Origin of the sequence: Campylobacter armoricus (genome assembly GCF_013372105.1) — a bacterium.
Classification (GTDB): domain Bacteria; phylum Campylobacterota; class Campylobacteria; order Campylobacterales; family Campylobacteraceae; genus Campylobacter_D; species Campylobacter_D armoricus.
The window spans coordinates 1,509,765-1,529,936 of sequence record NZ_CP053825.1 but is presented as its reverse complement, the minus strand read 5'-3'; the positions used below and the strand labels follow the sequence as shown (position 1 = coordinate 1,529,936).

The 20,172-nt window shown below is 27.8% G+C and carries 15 protein-coding genes and 2 pseudogenes; 6 read left to right on the top strand and 11 right to left on the bottom strand.

All coding sequences use genetic code 11. The features are described from left to right. Positions 1-2: 2 nt before the first annotated feature. The 7 genes from dba to CARM_RS07775 form a co-directional block, all read right to left on the bottom strand. Complete coding sequence (gene dba / locus CARM_RS07805; RefSeq protein WP_139426474.1) at positions 3-170, bottom strand: disulfide bond formation protein Dba; 168 nt, start codon at positions 168-170, stop codon at positions 3-5. 102 nt (positions 171-272) lie between these two features. Beyond that, a complete protein-coding gene (locus CARM_RS07800; RefSeq protein WP_139426473.1) occupies positions 273-1,295 on the bottom strand; it encodes a ribonucleotide-diphosphate reductase subunit beta in 1,023 nt (340 codons plus the stop codon). After that, positions 1,292-1,708 (bottom strand): RDD family protein, encoded by a 417-nt coding sequence (locus CARM_RS07795; protein ID WP_139426472.1) that lies wholly within the window; start codon positions 1,706-1,708, stop codon positions 1,292-1,294. Before CARM_RS07795 ends, CARM_RS07800 begins: the two co-directional genes overlap by 4 nt. Continuing rightward, positions 1,708-2,316 (bottom strand): orotate phosphoribosyltransferase, encoded by a 609-nt coding sequence (gene pyrE / locus CARM_RS07790; RefSeq protein WP_139426471.1) that lies wholly within the window; start codon positions 2,314-2,316, stop codon positions 1,708-1,710. Before pyrE ends, CARM_RS07795 begins: the two co-directional genes overlap by 1 nt. Positions 2,317-2,318: 2 nt before the next feature. Further along, the gene (gene frr, locus CARM_RS07785; protein ID WP_139426470.1) at positions 2,319-2,876 is read right to left on the bottom strand and encodes a ribosome recycling factor; all 558 of its coding nucleotides are present in this window, start codon (positions 2,874-2,876) and stop codon (positions 2,319-2,321) included. Positions 2,877-2,888: 12 nt separating this feature from the next. Then, positions 2,889-3,233 carry a preprotein translocase subunit SecG gene (gene secG / locus CARM_RS07780; RefSeq protein ID WP_139426469.1) on the bottom strand — a complete coding sequence of 115 codons (345 nt, stop codon included), beginning with the start codon at positions 3,231-3,233 and terminating at the stop codon, positions 2,889-2,891. Between the two features lie 97 nt (positions 3,234-3,330). Continuing rightward, positions 3,331-4,026: a Bax inhibitor-1/YccA family protein gene (locus CARM_RS07775; protein WP_139426467.1), complete on the bottom strand. Its 696-nt coding sequence runs from the start codon at positions 4,024-4,026 to the stop codon at positions 3,331-3,333. A 161-nt stretch (positions 4,027-4,187) separates the two neighbouring features. On the opposite strand from CARM_RS07775, the gene CARM_RS07770 reads away from it, so the two are divergent. Beyond that, entirely contained in the window at positions 4,188-4,826 is a 639-nt protein-coding gene (locus CARM_RS07770; RefSeq protein ID WP_139426465.1) for a carbonic anhydrase, read from the top strand. Continuing rightward, entirely contained in the window at positions 4,823-6,691 is a 1,869-nt protein-coding gene (locus CARM_RS07765) for a mechanosensitive ion channel family protein (protein ID WP_139426463.1), read from the top strand. Before CARM_RS07770 ends, CARM_RS07765 begins: the two co-directional genes overlap by 4 nt. 12 nt (positions 6,692-6,703) lie before the next feature. Here the strand turns inward: CARM_RS07765 and CARM_RS07760 are convergent, their stop codons facing one another. Together CARM_RS07760 and CARM_RS07755 are read right to left on the bottom strand one after the other, a co-directional pair. Beyond that, the gene (locus CARM_RS07760; RefSeq protein ID WP_139426461.1) at positions 6,704-7,000 is read right to left on the bottom strand and encodes a hypothetical protein; all 297 of its coding nucleotides are present in this window, start codon (positions 6,998-7,000) and stop codon (positions 6,704-6,706) included. 39 nt (positions 7,001-7,039) lie between these two features. Beyond that, complete coding sequence (locus tag CARM_RS07755) at positions 7,040-7,402, bottom strand: hypothetical protein (RefSeq protein ID WP_139426459.1); 363 nt, start codon at positions 7,400-7,402, stop codon at positions 7,040-7,042. A gap of 103 nt (positions 7,403-7,505) precedes the next feature. Between CARM_RS07755 and CARM_RS07750 the strand changes: the two genes are divergently transcribed. The 4 genes and pseudogenes from CARM_RS07750 to CARM_RS08630 form a co-directional block, all read left to right on the top strand. Continuing rightward, on the top strand, positions 7,506-12,791 hold the full coding sequence (locus CARM_RS07750; protein ID WP_139426457.1) for an alpha-2-macroglobulin family protein: 5,286 nt from the start codon (positions 7,506-7,508) through the stop codon (positions 12,789-12,791). Beyond that, the gene (gene pbpC, locus CARM_RS07745) at positions 12,788-14,992 is read left to right on the top strand and encodes a penicillin-binding protein 1C (RefSeq protein WP_139426455.1); all 2,205 of its coding nucleotides are present in this window, start codon (positions 12,788-12,790) and stop codon (positions 14,990-14,992) included. Before CARM_RS07750 ends, pbpC begins: the two co-directional genes overlap by 4 nt. A gap of 188 nt (positions 14,993-15,180) precedes the next feature. After that, positions 15,181-15,816: pseudogene (locus CARM_RS08635) on the top strand (PDC sensor domain-containing protein); the annotation flags it as partial. 1,068 nt (positions 15,817-16,884) lie between these two features. Then, positions 16,885-17,265: pseudogene (locus CARM_RS08630) on the top strand (methyl-accepting chemotaxis protein); the annotation flags it as partial. A 22-nt stretch (positions 17,266-17,287) separates the two neighbouring features. Here the strand turns inward: CARM_RS08630 and CARM_RS07735 are convergent. Together CARM_RS07735 and dnaG are read right to left on the bottom strand one after the other, a co-directional pair. Then, positions 17,288-18,271 carry an argininosuccinate synthase gene (locus CARM_RS07735; RefSeq protein WP_139426453.1) on the bottom strand — a complete coding sequence of 328 codons (984 nt, stop codon included), beginning with the start codon at positions 18,269-18,271 and terminating at the stop codon, positions 17,288-17,290. 64 nt (positions 18,272-18,335) lie between these two features. Beyond that, the gene (gene dnaG / locus CARM_RS07730; RefSeq protein WP_139426451.1) at positions 18,336-20,123 is read right to left on the bottom strand and encodes a DNA primase; all 1,788 of its coding nucleotides are present in this window, start codon (positions 20,121-20,123) and stop codon (positions 18,336-18,338) included. Positions 20,124-20,172 lie beyond the last annotated feature (49 nt).

Genomic DNA, 20,172 nt, shown 5'->3' with positions numbered 1-20,172 from the left:
CTTTATAAATTCATTAAGCCTAATATTGCACCTGATTTGCGACCCAGGTAGTCAAATACCATAATTGCCCATGATATTACAATTAAAGAAAAAGCAAGTTTTTCTTTTTCTGGTTTGAAAATCATGAGTATTATGGCGACGAAAATCAATAAAAGTTCTAAAAACTCCATAACAACTCCTTTGGTAAAAATTTTGAAGTTGAAATAATATTATTTTAAACAAAATAAAAATAAAATATATTTTCAATATAAAATGAAACTAAGCTTTGAGACTTAAAAGTCATCAAAACTTAAACTTCCTTTAGAATAATTTGTAACTTTACTTTCAAAAAAGTTGCTTTTTTGGTCATTGAATTTGGAAAAATCATCAACCCATTTAATAGGATGTTTTGCATTGTAAATTTTGTCAAGATTAATGGCTGTAAGTCTTTGATCTACAAGATAATGAATATATTCTTCTATAATATCATCTGTAAAACCCATAATTTGATTTTGTGTGATATATTTACCCCATTTAATTTCAAGTTCCCCAGCTTTTTTAAACATATCATAGATTTTACTTATATTAGTATCGTTAAATAAATCAGGTCTTTCTTTATTTACGGAATTGATCATATTTTGAAACAAAAGCAAATGAGTGATTTCATCTCTTTGTATAAAACGGATCATTTGTGCTGAGCCTAGCATTTTTCCTGCACGCGCAAGAGCATAAATAGCAGTAAAACCGCTGTAAAAATATACTCCTTCGAGAATTTGATTTGCCACCATTGCAAGTAAAAGTTTATTGTCATCAACATCACCCGCTAATTCTTCATAAATACTTGAAATAAAATCATTTTTTTCTCTTAAAGTGCTGTCGTGTTTTTCCATTTCATAAATTAAATCAGTATTTTCACAAATTGCTTCAACCATAACAGCATAAGATTTAGAATGATTTGCTTCTTCATAGGCTTGGCGTGCTAAAACTGCATTGATTTCAGGAGCTGTGATATAAGGGTTGATATTATCGGCAAGATTGTTTGTTTGAAAACTATCCATTGAGATAAGTTGAGACCAAACTAGATCATACATTCTTTTTTCAGCTGTTGTGAGATTACAACGATAATCTAGTGCATCTTTAGTAGTATCCACTTCTTTTGGAAACCAAGTGTTTGCTTCCATTAAATCCCAAAGCTTTAAAGCCCAAGTATATTTTGCTTTAGTAAAGTTTAAAATACCATGTGGATTACCATTAAAAACTTTCCTATCGTTTAAAGTTTCATTTGATTTTGGATTGTAAATTTTTTTTCTGTTCATTTTTCTACCTTTGTAACAATAGCACTTTGGCTTAATATATCATGCAAACTTAAAGTATCTTTTCTTATAAAACTTACTAAAAATCCGACTAATAAACCAAAGCTTATAATAAAAATAATATAACGCAATAAAATTCGTAAAAAACTTAATTTTTGTCCATTTTTTATATCTATTAAATATAAATCATACGCTTTAAGTCCAGGACTTTGAGCTTTTTTAACTAAAAATAAAGCTTGTAAAAGTCCAAAAAGCAAAGAGCATAAAAAAATTATAAATTGATTATTCAAAAAATCTTCTTTTGAACCAAGAGTAAAATAAAATAAATATAATATCGGAACATAAAGCAAAAATATATCTATCAAAAATGCTTTAAATCTAAACCATCTATTTGCTATTTTTGCTTTTGTTTTCATTAGTTACCACGACTACCAGGTTTGATAGCTTTAGTTCCTTTTTTACATAATGGACAAGAATTTTTCTCATAAATATCAAATTCAAAATTTCCCAAAGCAAATAAAGGTAAATACTCGGGTAATTTTGCATTTTCTTTCCTTGGGCTATTTAAATTTGCAACTGCACAAAAACCGCGATTAGCTAAAGCTGCAAACCCAACTACTTCCCCGCCTAAACTTTGAATAATTTTAGCACTTTCAAGTGCTGAACCACCTGTTGTAATAATATCTTCACAAACTATAAATCTTTCGCCTTTTTTTACTTCAAAACCGCGTCTAAGACTCATGATTCCTTCCACACGCTCTGTAAAAATAAAGCGTTTATTGCAAGCTCTAGCAAGCTCATATCCTGCCAAAATTCCACCTAAAGCAGGAGAACAAATACTATCAAATTTAATACCAAAGCTTACAATAACCTCTGCAAGCTTATCACAAAGCTCACCTGCTAACTTTGGATTTTCTAAAACTTTTGCACTTTGAAGGTAAAACTCAGAATGTTTTCCTGAGCTAAGTAAGAAATGACCTTGTAAATATGCTCCACAATCTTTATAAATTTGTTCTAAATTCATAATTAAACCTTTAAAAGTTCCACTTCTTTATTTTTTACCAACTCATCAATTTTTGTTGTATAGTTGTCGGTTTGTTTTTGAATTTCATCATAAGCTTTTTTAGCTTCATCTTCTGAAACTGCTTTATCTTTTTCTAACTTTTTAACCGCATCATTCGCATCTTTTCTAATGTTTCTAATAGCTACTTTGGCTTTTTCTCCCATAGCTTTAGCATTTTTTGCGTTTTCTTCTCTTTGTTCTCTTGTCATAGGAGGGAAAAATAATTTTACACTTTCACCATCATTGTTTGGATTTACTCCAATATTTGCTGCGGCTATAGCACTTTCTATAGCTTTTAGCATAGATTTTTCCCATGGTGTAATACTAATAGTTGAAGCATCAGTTGCTAAAACTGTTGCCACTTGATTAAGTGGGGTTGCACTACCATAATAATCTACATGAATATGATCAAGTATGTTGATATTTACTTTGCCAGTTCTTATAGTGGTAAAATCTTTTTTTAAAGCCTCTAAGCTTTTATCTGATTGTTGTTTTTGTTTAGTATAAATTTCATTTAGCATGATTTTTCCTTATTATTTGCTAGTATTACTTTCGCTAATTGGGGCACTTGGTGCAACTGGAATGCTAGTTGTATTTGTTTCAGGTGCTTTTGGCAAAATTTGTTCTGCTTTTTCAGCAAGTGAGTTAGAATTAGCATTATTATACATATAGCTAAGAGCAATTGTGTTAGCAATAAGTAAAATACCCATAATAAAAGTAAATTTAGCTAAAAATCCTGCAGGACCCTTTGCTCCAAATAAACTTTCATTGCTCCCACTATATGCTCCAAGTCCTATGCTTGAACTTTTTTGTAATAATACAGCAATACAAATGATTACAACAATTGCAAATTGTAAAATAATTAAAAGAGTAGTCATGAATTTTCCTTATTGAAAATAAAATAAGTATTCTAACTAAAAAAGCTTGATATAAACTTGAAAGAAGCAAAGAAATTTTGCGAGTTTTCTCGCAAAATTATCTATTACTAAAGCTTCTTAAAATATTAAGAAGAGAGATGAAAAGATTGATAAAATCAAGATAAAGTGCAACTGCACCTTCGATTGGTGTTTCGTAATTTCCTTTAATGATATTTTGTGTATCATAAAGTATATAAAAAGAAAACAAAATCGCACCAATACCAGAAATTGCTAAACTTAAAAGCGAGCTTTGGAAAAATATATTAATCAAAGAAGCTACTACTATAACAATTAAAGCTACAAAAAGCATTTTTCCCATCATAGTAAAGTCTTTTTTCGTATTCATAGCAAATATACTTAAAGCACCAAAAGCTACTGTTGTTAAAGCAAAAGCTTGAGCAATAATGCTAGCTCCAGCAGGCAGTGCTAAAACAGAATATAAAAGTGGTGTTAAAGTAAGCCCTGAACAAAAAGTAAAACCAAAAAGTAAAATTAAATTAAGCGGAGCTTCTCTTTTTTTCCATTGTAATGCAAATAGCAAACCAATTTCAATGATAAATAAAATCCAAAAAGTTGCTTGAGATTGCATAAATAAATGTGCTAGTGCAAAAATTCCTATATAAGCACCCGCTGTTGCGGCTAATAAAGATGCAGCAAAAAGCTGATAAGTTTGTTTTATAAAAATGCTTAAATCACTTCTAGCATAACCTTCAAACTCTTGGGTTTTAGAATAATCTCTATCATAAAGACTCATTAAAATCCTCCAATTATTTTTTAAATTCAAAATTTACAAAAAAAAGATAAATAAAAGATTAAAATTGTATAAAAATATAATGAAAAATAAATTTACATAATTTATTATAAAAATAATTTTAGTATAATATTTGGCTAGTCAAAAAACAAAAAAGGATTTTTTTGAAAAATTTGATTGAAGGTGCTTTAAAATTTATGCAAGAAGATTTTAAAGAGCATGCAGAGCTTTTTGAAAGTTTAAAAAATAAGCAAAATCCTCATACGCTTTTTATAGGTTGTGCTGATTCTAGAGTAATTCCAAATTTAATTACCAACACAGGTCCAGGTGAGCTTTTTGTTGTAAGGAATATAGGTAATATTGTTCCTCCTTATAGGGTGGGAGATGATTTTTTAGCAACTACTTCAGCAATTGAGTATGCTTTCAATTCTTTGCATATTAAAAATATTATAGTTTGCGGGCATAGTAATTGTGGTGGTTGTGCAGCTTTGTATGCTAATGAAAATGATTTAAAAAATATGCCAAATGTTAGAAAATGGCTTACCTTGCTTGAGCCTATCAAAAATAAAGTCTTAAAAGTTGCCAAAGATGATTTAGCTATGAGATCTTGGATGACTGAGAAGATGAATCTAGTTAATTCTTTGCAAAATTTATTAACTTATCCAGGTATAGAAGATGCTTTAAATAAAAAGGAAATTGAACTTCATGCTTGGTATTACATCATAGAAACAGGTGAAATTTACGAATATGATTTTAGTTTTGAAAATTTTATATTAATACAAGAGAGGACAAAAAAAATATGAAAAAAATATTAATAATTTTATTTGCTTTTTTTACGCTTCATTTAAATGCACAACAAGAAAAAGAAAATCCCTTTAAAGAAAAAGATAGTATTTTTTCTTTAGTGCAAAACTATATAGAGTTAAATTTGCTTTTAGAAAGTTTTAAAAATAGTGATGCTAATGCTAGTGAATTTCAGGATAATATAAAAGAAATAGAGAAGCAAAAAAATACTATTCTTACTATTTTACCATTGAAAATGGTATCTCAAAAAGTAGATGATAAGGAAGTAAAAGAATTTTTAAATACTAAACACCAGCTTAAAAAAAATACCGAAGAAGCACAATTAAAAAAAAGATATTATGAATATGTAGATAGTAAAATTAAACTTTTAAATTTGACTTCAGCTGAGCATTTTTATATTTGTCTTTTTGAGTTAGAAAAATTGTTTATTCAAGGAGCACAAAGCGATAAAATAAAAAATATTATAGATAAAAGCATAGATAGTTTGAAAGAAGATATAGTCTTTAACTTTTCTTTTGATAAAGAAAAAATTAATGATATAGATCAGCTTAGAACTTTAGAAGTAAATGAAAATAGTTTAAGAAATGCTATAAAATCATACAATGAAATTTTAATTTATTTAAGAAATAATGCAAATTTACTAGAAACAAATTTTTTATTCAATGAGCTTGGTTTGCAAAAAGCAATAAATTATATAAATGATAATACTCAGATAGAATCAGTCAATGTAGGAAAAATAGTTATTTCTATAATAGTAATAGTATTTTTTTACTCTTTGAAATTTTACCTTGCGAAAATTTTGTATTTTTTTCTTATAAGATTATTTGGCAATAAATCAGCAAATTTAGAAATAAAAACGCATTTTTTAGAAAAACTTCAAAAACCTATCGGTTGGTTTTTGTTTGCTTATGCTATAGGAATTTGTTTTACGATTGTGTACTATCCTGTTCCAGTAGATATAAGAATTGGTAATATTTTATATATTATTTATATAGTGTTATCTGCTTGGCTTGTAATTAATATTTTTGATAGCTATGGTATGGTTGCAGTAGCAAAACTTGCAGAAAAAAGTGGCAAAAGAGAAGTAGTAAATTTGGTAATAAAAATTTTGTATTTTATTATCATTGTTATTGCTTTTTTGTTTGTTTTAGCGCATTTAGGATTTAATATATCGGCTTTGATAGCATCTTTGGGTATAGGTGGTTTGGCAGTAGCTTTAGCAGCTAAAGATATTATTGCTAATTTTTTTGCATCTGTACTTTTACTTTTTGATAATAGTTTTAATCAAGGTGATTGGGTGGAAATTTCAGGAATTGAGGGAACCATAGTAGAAATTGGACTTAGAAAAACTACTATTAGAACTTTTGATAATTCTTTGGTTTTTTTACCCAATTCTACAATCATGGGAACAAATATAAAAAATTGGAGTAAAAGAAAAATAGGTCGCCATGTTAAATTATTTTTAGGTGTTACTTATGATGCTACCCCTGAACAGCTTGAACGATGTGTAGAAGATATAAAAAATTTATTAGCTACAAGTCCTTTAATTGCACAAGTTGATGATAGTGCATTAAATTATGGTGGCTCTCGTGCAAGATATAGACAAAATTTAGTTTCAGTAAATGACTTAGAAGGCTATAAAAATGTATCTTATGTAGCAGTCAGTAGTTTTAGTGCAAGTTCTATTGATATAGAAGTGTATTTTTATACTAAAGCAGTAGATGGAAAAGGTTTTAGGGAGTCTAGACAAAGTATTTTGCTTGAACTCATGAAAATTGTAGCAAAAAATAATCTTAGCTTTGCGTTTCCATCACAAAGTCTTTATATAGAAAAAATCAACAATAATTCAAAAGAAGAGCTTTAATATAAGCTCTTCTTAATTGCATTCAAGTATTATTTTTTGTGCGATAATAATGCTATTATTTTTATTACCTTCAACTTTTACAAAGCTACCTTTTTTTAAATCTTTAGTATGAGCTTGTTTTTTATTGCTTCCAAATACTCCACAATTATAAACCTCAATTTGTGTTTGAGGTAAAATGGTGATAATAAGATTATCATTAGAATGGGTTTGAATACTTATAGTGTTTTGGTTGATATTTTTTAAAATACCTTGGATTTTATAAGCTAGTGAAAAAGTGCTAATGCACAATAAAATCATCAAAATACGCATGTAAAATAGCTCCTTTTTGGCTATTTTACATTAAAAAACTTAGTATGCTCTTTTTTTGCAGTCTATTTTTATCTCTTTTACTGTGATGTTTTGAGTTTGTTCAGGAGTTTGTGGATTTGGAGTAGTTTGAGCATATCCTTTAAAAATTTCAGCTTCTATAAAAGTACCTACTTTTAAATCTTTAAATGTGCCTTGTTTATCCATTCCAAAAATACCACAATCATCCATATCAATTTCTGTATTTGGTAGTATTTTCATATTGATTTTTTGTCCATAAGTAGTATCAACTAAAATAGTTTTAGCACCATCATTTATATCAACAATAACTCCATAAATTCCATCAGCATAAGCAAAACTTGAAAGACTTAAAATTGTTAGTAAAGTAGTGATTTTCTTTTTCATTTTATCTCCTTTGATTTTATATGTGAATTATATAATCTTTTAAGTGAAGTAAGAGTGAATTTGGATATAATTTATCAAAATTTACCAATTTTAAGGAAAAGTTATGAAAAAGGTTTTGTATTTTTTATTTCTTTTTTTTAGTGTAAGCATGTTTTTTGCATGCAGTCAAAAAGAAAACAATAATTCTAATGTAAGAGCTTTTGGTTTTGATGAGCAAACTCAAAATATTTTTATAGAATTTAACAAAGATATTACTAATCAGGAAATAGGAATTATTAAAGAGCGAGAAATAGTTTTAAATGGTGAGAAAATAAAAGCAAAATATCAATTTGATAACTCAAATAGATTGCAAATTTTCACTACTTTAAAAGCCAATCAAAAATATGATGCATTGATAGATTTAAATGATATATTTACTGGTGAAAAAGTGCAGTTAAAATTCAAGACTCCTTATGAAAATTTAGATGTAAAAGGGTATTTTCAAAGCCAAATCAATCAAGAGAATGTATTGGTTTTGAATATACAAAGTTTTTATCCAATAAATCAAGAAAATTTATTAAAAGCTATAAAAATAAGTAATGGTGAGCAAAACATTCCTATCGATAAAATACTAGTGCAAAAAGATATAGCTAATGTGTATTCTAGTATTTTAACTGCAAAGGATACAAATGTAAGTATTAAAGTTGTTTTTGACAAAGAAATTTTAGGTTTAGAAAAAAATTTAGAATTTGAATATATTTTACTAGCTAAAAATGAATTTGTTTTTCAAAATGCTAATATCTCAAATAAAAATATAGAATTGTTATTTTCTCAAAATATTTCTCAAGATCAGAATTTAAAAGAGTTAATATCTATCAATCCTAGTGTAGATTTTAAAGCTTTAGCAACAACAAATAAAATAAAACTAATAGGAAATTTTAATCCAAATGTAAGTTATGAAATCAAAATTGCACGGGGACTTAAAAGTAATGTTGGTGTTGATACTAAAAAAGATTATAGTGCAAAGGTTGATTTTAAAGACTATGAACCTGCTATTAGTTTTTCAAGTCAAGGTGTATTTTTATCTAGCACAGCAAGTAAAAAGATAGCTTTTAAAAGTTTAAATGTAAAAAAAGTTCATTTAGAAGTATGGCAAGTTTTTTCCAATAATTTAAGTGAATATCTAAGATATAAAAATCTTCAAGGTGCAAAAAATTTAAGTGATTATGATAGTGATATTTTTTCTGAAAGTGATTATACAAGTGAAATAGTTCTTAAAAAAGATTTTAATATAGAGAATATAAAAAATGAATGGGTTGAACACGAAATTGCTTTAGATGGGTTAAAAGATCTAAGTGGTGTTTTTATTGTAAAACTTTATTTTAAAGAAGAAGATGTTGATTTTAAATTTGATGAAACGATGGAGGATTGGAAAAAATATAGATTTTTCAATCAAAAAGCAAAGATTAGCAAAAATCTTATTTTTTCAGATATAGCTTTAATTGCTCAAAGTTTAAACAAAAAGCTTTTTGTTGATGTAAGAAATTTTAATACTCAACAAGCTTTAGAAGGGGTTAAAATTGATATTATTAGCAAAAACAATCAAATTTTAGCTTCTAAAATAAGCAATGATAATGGCTTAGTTATATTTGATGATATAGATGAGTCAAAAGCTTTATTTATCATCGCTTCAAAAGATAAACAAGCTTCTATTTTGCGTTTGAGCTCGCCTTTGCTTTATGATGGTTTTGATGTAGGTGGTTTGGAATTAAATTCGCAAAATAAAGTGTTTATATATACAGAAAGAGGTGTTTATAGACCAGGAGATGATATACATTTAAGTATAGTAGCAAGAAATGATAAAGGAGCGATAGATCATCCTATATTTTTAAGTTTTTTTGATCCGCGTAATAAAAAACTTTTAGATAAAATCAAGCTTGATCCTTTGAGCAATGGAACTTTTTATAAAAAGATAAATTTAAGCCAACAATCACCTAGTGGAGTATATTTGGCAAAAGTAGAATTTGCAAATATAGTTTTTGATAAAGAGATTTTAGTGCAAAATATTGTTCCAAATAGATTAAAAGTGTCTTTACAAGCTCCAGAAAATATAAATAAAAATGAAAACTTAGATTTTAATGTTAGCTCAAAATATCTTTTTGGAGCACCGGCTAGCGGTTTGAAATCCAAAACAGATATATTTGTTAGTAAAAGCGAATATAAAAATTCAAAATATCCAGAATATATTTTTTCAAATCCTAGTGTTTTGGTGCAAAAATATCAAGATAGTATAGAAGGATTTTTGGATGATAATGGCTCAATAAAACAAAGTTTTATATTAAAAGATTTTATACAAAATACCCCTTATAATTTAGAGGCAATATTAAAAACAAGAGTTTTTGAAAAAGGATCAAGATCTGCACAAGCAGCTCAAAAATCACAAATAATTTTGCATGAAAATTTTGTAGGGATAAAAAAACTCAAAAATCATTACTTAAATTCAGGTTCAATAATAAATTTTGAAGCTATAGTAAGCAATTTAGATGAAAATTTGATAGCAAATAAAGAGATTAAATACACCATTTATGCAAATGATTATTCATGGTGGTGGGATTATGATAATTATGATGATTTTTTGAAATCTTTAAAAAAAGACAAGAATACTCAAATTATCATGCAAGGAACTATAATTAGCCAAGATAAACCTGTAAAGATTGAATTTGATCCAAAAGATTATCACGGAGAAATGTTTATAGAGCTAGAAGATACACAAAGCAAAACTAGCACTGGAGAGTTTTTTTATATCAGTAGTTTTGGCGCACCAAGCAATGCTGATATAGTTAGTTCTTTGAAGATTAAAAGTGATAAAAAAGAATACAAAGCAAACGAAACTGCCATTGTGGAATTTGAAAGTATTAAAGGTGCTAAAGCTATCATAACGCTTAATGATAATACAAAAATTTTAAAACGCTTTGTGATAGATACTTATGAAGATACAACAAAAATTGAAATACCTATTCTTAAAGAATATATACCAAATGTTTATGTAAGTGTAATTTTACTTCAAGATTATAATAAATATACCAACGATAGAGCTTTGAGGCTTTTTGGTGTTGTTCCTTTAAATGTTGTTGATGAGCAAAGTAAGATTGAGCTTGATGTAAAAGCACCAAACAAAGTTATGCCAACGCAAGATTTTGAAATAGAAATTCAAAGTAAAAACAAACAAAGCTATACTTATACAATAGCTGTAGTAGATGAAGGTTTGCTTGATGTAAGTGCATATGAAATTCCTAATATTTGGGAATATTTTTATCAAAAAATTCGTTTTAATATGAGTATATATGATACTTATGATAAGATAATTGCTAAAAACACTTCAAATATATCTAAAGTATTAACAACCGGTGGTGATGTTTTCTTAGAAAGTAGAGCTAATAAAAGCAAAGCAGATGAGCAAGCAAGACGCTTTAAACCTGTTGTATTGTTTCAAGAGCCTATAATGAGTGATGAAAATGGATATGCAAAAGTTAAATTTAATATGCCTTCATATTTGGGTTCGGTAAAAGTTATAGTTGTTGCAAATAATAAAAAAGGTTTTGGAAGTGCTTTTAAAAATATACAAGTAAGCGCACCTGCTGTTATGCTTGAAACATTACCAAGAGCATTGAGAATTAATGATGAATTTAAGTTTTTGGTGCAAGTATTTAAAGTAGATGATGATGTTAAAAATGCAAATCTTAGGTTAAAAGCAAAAAATTCACTCATAAATTTTGATAAAGATGAAATTTTGATTGATTTTGGTAATGAAAAAACAAAAGATGTTTATGTTAATGCAAAAGTAAATTCTAATAAGCTTGGGGTAGAAGAAATAGAGTTAAGTTTGAGTGCAAAAGATTTCACCTATACTCAAAATACACAAATTGATATAAAAGCACTAAATACTATTACTTATGAGGGTAAATCTTTTAAAATTCCTGCAAATACTTCCATGGAATTTAAAATCACGCAAGATTATATCAATCCAGTGGCATTTTTAAATGTGAGCTCTAAGCCTATCTTAAATATAAATCATAGATTAAAATACTTGCAAAATTATCCTTATGGATGTATAGAGCAAAGCACCTCAGCAGTTTTACCACAGCTATTTTTGCAAAAACTTGATCAAGGAGCAAATGAACAAAAAAATATTAACAATATTAATGCATTGTTAAGTAAGTATGCAAATTTCCAAACTGCTAATGGTGGTTTTGCTTACTGGCAAGGACTTAAGGATTCTGATGCTTGGGGAAGTAATTATGCAGGTATGTTTATGATTTTAGCTAAAGAAAGAGGTTATTATGTAAGTGAGGGAATGTTTAAAGCATGGCTTGATTATCAAAAGCGTTATATTTTGCAAGATCAAGCAAATAAAGTTATCAAGATTAATTCTTTATATCTTTTAGCCTTAGCTAAAGAACCAAATTTAAGCATAATGAATACTATTTATGAAAATAGTGAATATCTAAAAAGCTTAGATAATGTAAGTCTTTGGCAGCTTGGTGCAGCTTATAAGTTAGCAGGCTTTGATGAGGTAGCTTTAAATATAGCTAAAAATTTAAGCACAAAGCCCGATGGAAAAACTAATTATGCCTATACTTATGGATCTTTTTTAAGAGATGAAGCTATTATTGCTAATGCGTATAAAATAATCTATGGTAAAGACAATGATGAATTGTTAGATGATATTAAAAAAAGTTTAGAAAGTTATGCTTGGCTTAGCACCCAAAGTATAGGTTATGCTTTATATGCTTTGGCAAATAGCTTTAGTGATGAAAATTCTAAAACTATCAATGCAAGTGTAAAAATCAATGGTGAAAATAAAAAGCTTGATGCAAGTTTTTCCAAATTTGAATTTAATCAAGGTAATGCTTTAATAGAAGCTAAAGAAGATACCTTTGTGTATTTTGGAGTAGAGGGGATTAAAAAAGGTATTGTCGAGCCTTTTGCACATCGTATATATATAGAAAGAAGTTTTTATGATGAAAATGGAAATGAAATAGATGAGAGTACTATAAAAAGTTCTCAAATTTTTTATATGAAACTAAAAATATCAAATAAAAACTACCCTGGCATTTCTAATATAGCTTTGAGTCAAATTTTACCAAGTGGATGGGAGATAGTGCATGATCTTTTAGAGAATGAAACTCCTGATTTTGTAAAAAATTCTTATTATGATTTTGTCGATATAAGAGATGATAAAATCATGTATTTCTTTCCTTTATACTCTGATGAATCAAGAGAATTTTTTGTGAAATTAAGTGCTGTTACTCCAGGTGTTTATACTCTGAGTGGGGCTTATGCTGAAGCGATGTATGATAATGCTTATAGGGCTTTAAGTGAGAGTAAAAGAGTTAAAGTGGTGCAGTGAAAATCAAAATAAGCCTTGCAATATGCTTTTTAAGCCTGTGTTTTTACATAGGCTTAATTTATTTTAGTTTTGATAGTAAGGACTTGTTTAAAGGCACATATAGCAGGGTTTTATTTGATAAAAACAAAGAAATTCTTAGTGTATTTTTAGATGCTAATGAACAATGGCATTTAGAGAGCGAATACATACCACAAAAGCTAAAACAAGCAGTTATTTTATATGAGGATAAAAACTTTTATTCTCATTATGGGGTAGATTTTTTAGCTATTATAAGAGCTTTTAAAAATAATCTTTTTTCAAGCAAAAGAAGCGGTGCTAGCACAATTTCTATGCAAACGATTAAACTTTTAGAACAAAACAAACGCACATATTTTAATAAATTTAATGAAATTATTAAAGCCTTTGCTTTAGAGAATTCTTATAATAAAGAAGAAATTTTAAGATTTTATTTAAACAATGCTCCTTATGGAGGAAATTTAGTAGGTGTTGCAAGTGCTGGTTTGTTTTATTTTGAAAAAGATTTAAAAGATCTTACTTGGAGTGAAGCAGCTTTGCTTGCTGTGCTTCCTAATAATCCAGGTTTAATTAATCTTGAAAAAAACAAAGATAAGCTTTTAAAAAAGCGTAATGCTTTGCTTGATAGACTTTTTGAAAAGGGATATTTTTCTAAAGATATTTTAGATTTAGCAAAAGCTGAAAAACTCCCTAATTTTAAACCAAGAAAAAATTTAGCACCTCATTTAGCACGAAGGCTTTTAGAAAATGAAGAAAAAGTTGTTTCTAGTATAGATAAAAATCTTCAAATAAAATTTGAAGAAAAGGCTAAAGAGTATTCTAATAAACTTCATCAAAAGGGCATAAAAAATTTAGCTATATTGCTAGCAGATACTAAGACAAATAAAGCTTTAGCTTATGTGGGTTCAAATGATTTTTATGATTTTACTACCTTAGGACAAGTAGATGGAGTTATAGCAAAGCGTAGTGTGGGTTCAGTATTAAAACCTTTGCTTTTTGCTCTTGCTATAGATGAGGGGCTTATAGTGCCTGATTCTTTAATGCTTGATGTGCCTACATTTTTTTCTAATTTTGCCCCACAAAATGCAAATAAAAAATATCATGGTTTTGTTAGTGCAAGGGAGTCTTTGCAAAAATCACTAAATATTCCTTTTGTAAATTTACTCTTAGAGTATGGATATGAGAAATTTTTTTATAAACTTAAAGATATATTAAATTTCAATGATGAAAATTTTAAAAAATACGGACTTTCTTTGATTTTAGGTACAAAAGAATTTAGTTTAGAAGATATGATTAAAATTTATTTAGGACTTGGGAATTATGGAAATTTTAAAGAACTTTTATATGAAGAAAATGCATCTATTAAAGAAGATAAAAAACTTATAAGTGATGGAGCTTGTTTTTTAACTTTGCAAGTATTAAAAGATTTAGATAGAGTAGGACTAAAGCAATACGATTTTAATACTATCATTTCTTGGAAAACAGGGACAAGTTATGGTAGAAAAGATGCTTGGGCCATAGGAACTTCTCCTAAATATACTTTAGGGGTGTGGGTTGGAAATTTTAGCGGAGAAGCTAATGCTAATCTTTATGGAGTAAGTATTGCAGGAGAATTATTTTTAGAGCTTTTTTCTTTGCTTGATAAAACAAATCTAGAATTTGAAAAACCAAATGATTTAGTTTCAATTAAAATAGAAAATCAAACAGCTTATCGATATGATAATAAATTTAGTTTTAAAGAAATTCTTTATCCGCAAAGTGCAAAGATTTTGCGGGTTTCTCCATTTTTAAAGGAAATTTTTGTGTATAAAGACAAAGAAGTAAATTCTTTAGATGAAAATTTTATCCATGCTAAGAAGAAAACTATTTTAAATTTGCCTCCAAATGCTCAAGCTTTTTTTGCTAAAGAAAAGCAAAATATAAAAACATCTAATAAAAAAATAAAAATTATATATCCTTTGAATAATCTTAATATTATTTTGCCAAAAGATTTAAAAGAAAAACAAAAATTACTTATAAAAATATCAAATCCTAGTAATGAAAGGATTTTTTGGTATTTGAATCAAGAATTTATCCATGAAGGAAAAGAAGACATTCTACCTATTGATTTAAATAAAGGTAAGTATATTCTTAGTGTGATTAGCGAAAATGGCATAAGTGATTTTATAATTTTTAATATATTGTAAATATAGATAGTAAAAATTATTACTTAAAAAAACCAATCCCCCCCCCCCATTTTATAGAGATTTGAACAAAAAAATTTAATTGTTTAAAATTATTTATAAAATTTAATAAAAATACAACAATTTTTATTTTTATTTAATAATAAATTTTTATAATTATAAAAACTTTATTTTAATTAAGGAGTAATGCAATGTGGAAAAAATTAAACCTTAGCACTAAAGTCATTGCAATTGTTGTTTTAACAGTTGTTATTGCTTTAAGTGGTGTATCTTTCTTAATAATACAAAGATCTACTGATACTTTAACTCAACAAATAAACAAGACTTTGATTACATCTGTTTTTAGATATACCAACTCAGCAGAAGCTGCTTTAAAATCTTTCTTAATATCAGCTATAGGAACTCAAAAAATTTTTAATACTTTGCTAGAAGAAGGTCCTATATCAGAAAAAAGAATAGAAAATATTCTTGGTGAGACTATAGATGCTAGCTCGACTATTGCTTATGGATACTATTATCTAAAAGATGGAACTAATTATAAAACTATGGGCTTGGATAATAAGTATTTCACTAATAAAGATGAATTTATGGTTTTAATGAAAGATAGTGATATTAAAAATCCTGGTGGTATGACAACCATACAAGCAAGCGAAGAGATATCAAATTTAAGAGGTGTTGGTTATATACTTAAAGGTGATAAACTTTATTTTGGAGAACCACGATGGTTTAATATCAATGGAGTTAAAATTTTTGGTTCAAATGTAGCTACACCTTTGGTAGATAAAAGAGGTAAAGTGTTAGGTGTGCTTGGTATGATTTTTGATATGCAAGTATTGGCTAACGATTTTAATGACCCTTCTAGATCTGTATATAATGGAGATAGAAGAATTTTATTATCAAATGGTGGTGTTATTGCTACTCATCCAAATGCTGATTTTGTAACTAAAAAAATTATAGATGTTAATAAAAATGCTACTAATATTATGGAACTTATAAATAAAGTGCAAATTAAAGAGGTAAATTATATTTCTGATAATGGAGATAAATATCATGGTGCTATTAGAGTTTTTGAAGTTTGGCCAAATACAGGAATTTTATGGGCTATGCTTGCAGTGGCGCCTGAAAAAACAGTTCTTTCTCCTATAGTAGAACTTAGAAATCTTATTTTAATTAGTGGGTTTATAGCGATAATTATTATAATTCTTGTTTTGGGTTATAGTATGAAAAATATTGTTACAACAAGAGTGCAAAGACTTCAAAATCACCTAATGAAATTTTTTAGATATTTAAATCATGAAGTTTCAAATGTCGAAGTTTTAACACCAAGATATAATGATGAGATTGGAAAAATGGCAGGTATGGTAAATGAAAATGTTCAATACATCCATACTTGTTTAGAAAAAGATGAAATTACTGTGCAAAATATTTTAGAAGTTTCATGTGATATAGAAAAAGGACATTTTACTCAAAGAATAGAAGCAAATCCTGTAAATCCAAAACTTGTAGAATTAAAAGAAGTATTAAATAAAATGCTTGATGATATGCAAATGAAAATTGGTAAAGATTTGAATGAAATAGAAAGAGTATTTGCAAGTTTTCAAAATCTTGACTTCTCAGATAAACTTGTTAATGCAGAGGGTGAGATAGAAAAATCTCTTAATGCTGTAGGTGAAGAAATCAAAAAAATGCTTCAAGCTTCATTAAGTCAAGGAGAAATGCTTCAAACTAAAGCTGATGCTTTAAAAGAAAGCGTATTAAAACTTAATGAAGGCGCACAAAAACAAGCTGATTCTTTGCAAGAAAGTGCTGCTGCAGTTGAAGAAATGAGTGCTTCTATGAATGCAGTTGCAGCAAGAACTGAAGAGGTTATTAAGCAAAGCAGTGATATTAAAGATGTAACAGATGTGATTAGAGATATTGCTGATCAAATTAACTTGCTTGCATTAAATGCTGCTATTGAAGCTGCTCGTGCTGGAGAGCATGGTAGAGGCTTTGCTGTTGTTGCTGATGAAGTTAGAAACCTAGCTGAAAGAACTCAAAAATCTTTAGGTGAAATAGAAGCTAATACTAATATCTTAGTTCAATCTATTAATGAAATGGGTGAGAGTATTAAAGAACAAGCTTTAGGAATTTCACAAATTAATCAATCTGTCTCAGTAATAGATGGTTTAACTAAAGAAAATTCACAAATTGCACATGCAACTAATTCTGTAGCAAATGAAGTTGATACAATGTCAGCTGATATTGTAGCAGAGGTTAGAAGAAAGAAATTCTAAAAAACTACCCTTTAAAGGGTAGTTAATTTATAAAATATTCTTGAATTTTGTTTTTATCTTCAAAAGCCATACTTTGAAAAATTCTATCTTTAAATCCAACTTTATATTTTGTATTATTTTGAGTTTTAGCATAAGTTAAGGCTATACTTAGAGCGAGTTCAAGATCTTGAGGATTGATGTTTTCATCTACTAAAGAATAAGCACCTATTAAATCAAAAAGCTTTAATTCTTCATATTTTTGAGTTTTGAATTCTTTTAAAAACTGATTTTCTAATTCATTTCTACCTATTATCATTTTAGAACCATTTGGTAATCTTAAATGGCGACCATATTTTAAAAGTTGTGCATCATTTACTTGCATATTTTTATCAAATTTTATAAAATCCTTGATTTTATTTGAAAAGCTTTCAAGCGTAAGCAAACATCCACCACCTGGACTTTCAAAGTCTTCAAAACCAAATTGAGCAGCAAGCTCAAGTTGCCTTTTTCTACTTCTCCCACTTATATTTTCTAACTTTTCTCTATCAACCCAACCCTCACGCTCAGGTTTAGTTAAAGGTAAATTTTTAGCACACATTGGACGCAAGATTAAATCTTCTTCATCAAGTGCTAGTTTTTTAACCTTTGCCATAGCATCATTTCTTTGGCTCATTGGGCGTTGGCCAACCACTTCTCCTGTGATGATAAAACTTGCATTTTCATCTTTTAACATAGAAAGAGCTGTTTTAAACATAAAAGCATGACAATCTATACAAGGGTTAAAATGCTTTCCATAACCATATTGAGGATTAAATAAAACTTCTTGTAAATATGCATTTCTTACATCTATCATTTCAAAACTAGCCCCTGCCATAGCAGCGCGTTTTGCCATGAGTTCGCTTTTATCACTTGTACCGCCAAAGCCTATGTTGATATTTAAAGCTTTTACTTCTATACCTTGAGAGCTTATGAGCTTTATAGCAAGCATAGAATCAAGCCCACCACTAAAAAGTGCTAATGCTTTCATTTTATCCTTTCGAATTTTTAGTATATTGTAGTGAATATTTTTTAATTTTTATTTGTAAGTTTGTTTAAAAAGTTTCTTCATCAAATTCATAGCAAATTTCTTTTTTGCATTTTATATTTTTTTGCAATCTAAGAAAAAATAATTCCAAGTTTTCTTCATCATCTAAAAATTGTATATTTTTTAATATTTCCATAAGATGATTGAGAAATCTTTCATTATTTTGATAATTTTTTTTAATTTTTTCTAAATTTTGATTTAATAAGTTATATATTTGTTTTTTATATGCTTGTTTTAGAGTTAAATTTGCTAATTTGTTAAAATAAGCAAAATTTATTTTACAAATTGCATATAAAAATTCTTCTAAATTATTTAAAATTTTAATATTTTCAATTTCAAAAAGCTCTCTTATGTTAGGATCTGCAAAGTCTTTTTGTTCTAAAATAGCTTTAGCAATATCTTGATGTAAGAAATACTCTTTTGTGCTTAAAAGTTTAAACAATCCTATAGCTTTTGGATTTTCATATAAAAATTTTAAAAGTTCCAACTCGCTAATGTTGTTAATTTTATTTTGCGTAATAGGGGTTGAAAAATTTATATTTTTTCGTATATTTTTAGAAAGTTTAATATCTCCAGCATTTACACCCAAAAGATTTGCTACTAAATTTATATAAGAATTAGCTATTAAAGGCTCAAGGTTAAAGGTGTATTTTTGCACCTCTTCTAAGGCTTTTTGCTTACTAAGTGCTGAGTTTAAGTCAAAACTTGCAATCAAACTTCTTATATAAAATTCTCCAAGCTCTAAACCTTTATCTAAAATATTAAAAAGCAATTTTTCTTGATGGTTGGCTACAAGCTCGGCTGGATCTTTTCCACCTTCAATTAAAACGACTTTTCCATCAATTTTAGCTAGACTTAGTAAGTGTGCTGAACGCACAGCTGCATTAAGCCCTGCATTATCATTATCAAAACATAAAATCACTCTTGCTTCAAATCGTTTGATTAAAGGTATATGGTGTTCTCCTAAAGCTGTTCCTAAAACTGCTACAGCATTTTTAAATCCTGCTTTATGAAAGGCTATAGCGTCCATATAACCCTCACAAATTATCATTTCTTTTTGTTTATAAATTGCATCTTTTGCTAAATTGAGTGCATAAAAAACGCGTGATTTATCAAAAAGTTTGCTTTGAGGTGAATTGACATATTTTGCCATATTTGTTTCATCTAAAGTTCTACCACCAAAACCTATGAGTAAATTTTTATGATCATAAATGCTAAAAGTAATGCGGTTGATAAAACTTGCATAAGCGCCATTTTCATTTTGTTTTATTGCACCTACTTCTAAAGCCTCTTCTTGAGTGATTTGCTCATTTTGTAAAAGTCTTAATGTTTCATTAGAGCTTGGTGCAAAGCCTAGTTCAAAAGTTCTAATATCTTCATCATTCAAGCCTCTTTTATAAAGATAAGCTAGAGCTTCTTTATTTTTAGCTAAATTTTGTTTATAAAAGGCATTAAGAGTAGGTAAAATGTGAATGATAGATTTTTTATTATCTTGTTTTTGTGAAGTGTAAGTGAGTGAAAAATTACTCCATGAAGCGACTTTTTCTACTGCTTCAACAAAGTTTAATTTTTCATAATCCATTACAAACTTAAAAACATTACCTCCAGCCTTGCATGCAAAACAATGATAAAATCCTTTAATAGAATTAATATGCATGCTAGGATTTTTATCATCATGAAAAGGACAAACGCATACATAGCCTGATCCTTGTTTTTTTACTTCAACATAATGAGCTATAATATCAACAATATCTGTTTTTTGTAAAAGTTGTTCTATACTTGCTTGTTCTATCATCTTTAAACCTTAAAGAAAATTATATAAGCATTTAGCTATAATTGTTATA

Coding starts and splice junctions, on each gene's coding strand:
- dba (WP_139426474.1), bottom strand. CDS start 170: ATGGAGTTTTTAGAACTTTTATTGATTTTCGTCGCCATAATACTCATG.
- CARM_RS07800 (WP_139426473.1), bottom strand. CDS start 1,295: ATGAACAGAAAAAAAATTTACAATCCAAAATCAAATGAAACTTTAAAC.
- CARM_RS07795 (WP_139426472.1), bottom strand. CDS start 1,708: ATGAAAACAAAAGCAAAAATAGCAAATAGATGGTTTAGATTTAAAGCA.
- pyrE (WP_139426471.1), bottom strand. CDS start 2,316: ATGAATTTAGAACAAATTTATAAAGATTGTGGAGCATATTTACAAGGT.
- frr (WP_139426470.1), bottom strand. CDS start 2,876: ATGCTAAATGAAATTTATACTAAACAAAAACAACAATCAGATAAAAGC.
- secG (WP_139426469.1), bottom strand. CDS start 3,233: ATGACTACTCTTTTAATTATTTTACAATTTGCAATTGTTGTAATCATT.
- CARM_RS07775 (WP_139426467.1), bottom strand. CDS start 4,026: ATGAGTCTTTATGATAGAGATTATTCTAAAACCCAAGAGTTTGAAGGT.
- CARM_RS07765 (WP_139426463.1), top strand. CDS start 4,823: ATGAAAAAAATATTAATAATTTTATTTGCTTTTTTTACGCTTCATTTA.
- CARM_RS07760 (WP_139426461.1), bottom strand. CDS start 7,000: ATGCGTATTTTGATGATTTTATTGTGCATTAGCACTTTTTCACTAGCT.
- CARM_RS07755 (WP_139426459.1), bottom strand. CDS start 7,402: ATGAAAAAGAAAATCACTACTTTACTAACAATTTTAAGTCTTTCAAGT.
- CARM_RS07750 (WP_139426457.1), top strand. CDS start 7,506: ATGAAAAAGGTTTTGTATTTTTTATTTCTTTTTTTTAGTGTAAGCATG.
- CARM_RS07735 (WP_139426453.1), bottom strand. CDS start 18,271: ATGAAAGCATTAGCACTTTTTAGTGGTGGGCTTGATTCTATGCTTGCT.
- dnaG (WP_139426451.1), bottom strand. CDS start 20,123: ATGATAGAACAAGCAAGTATAGAACAACTTTTACAAAAAACAGATATT.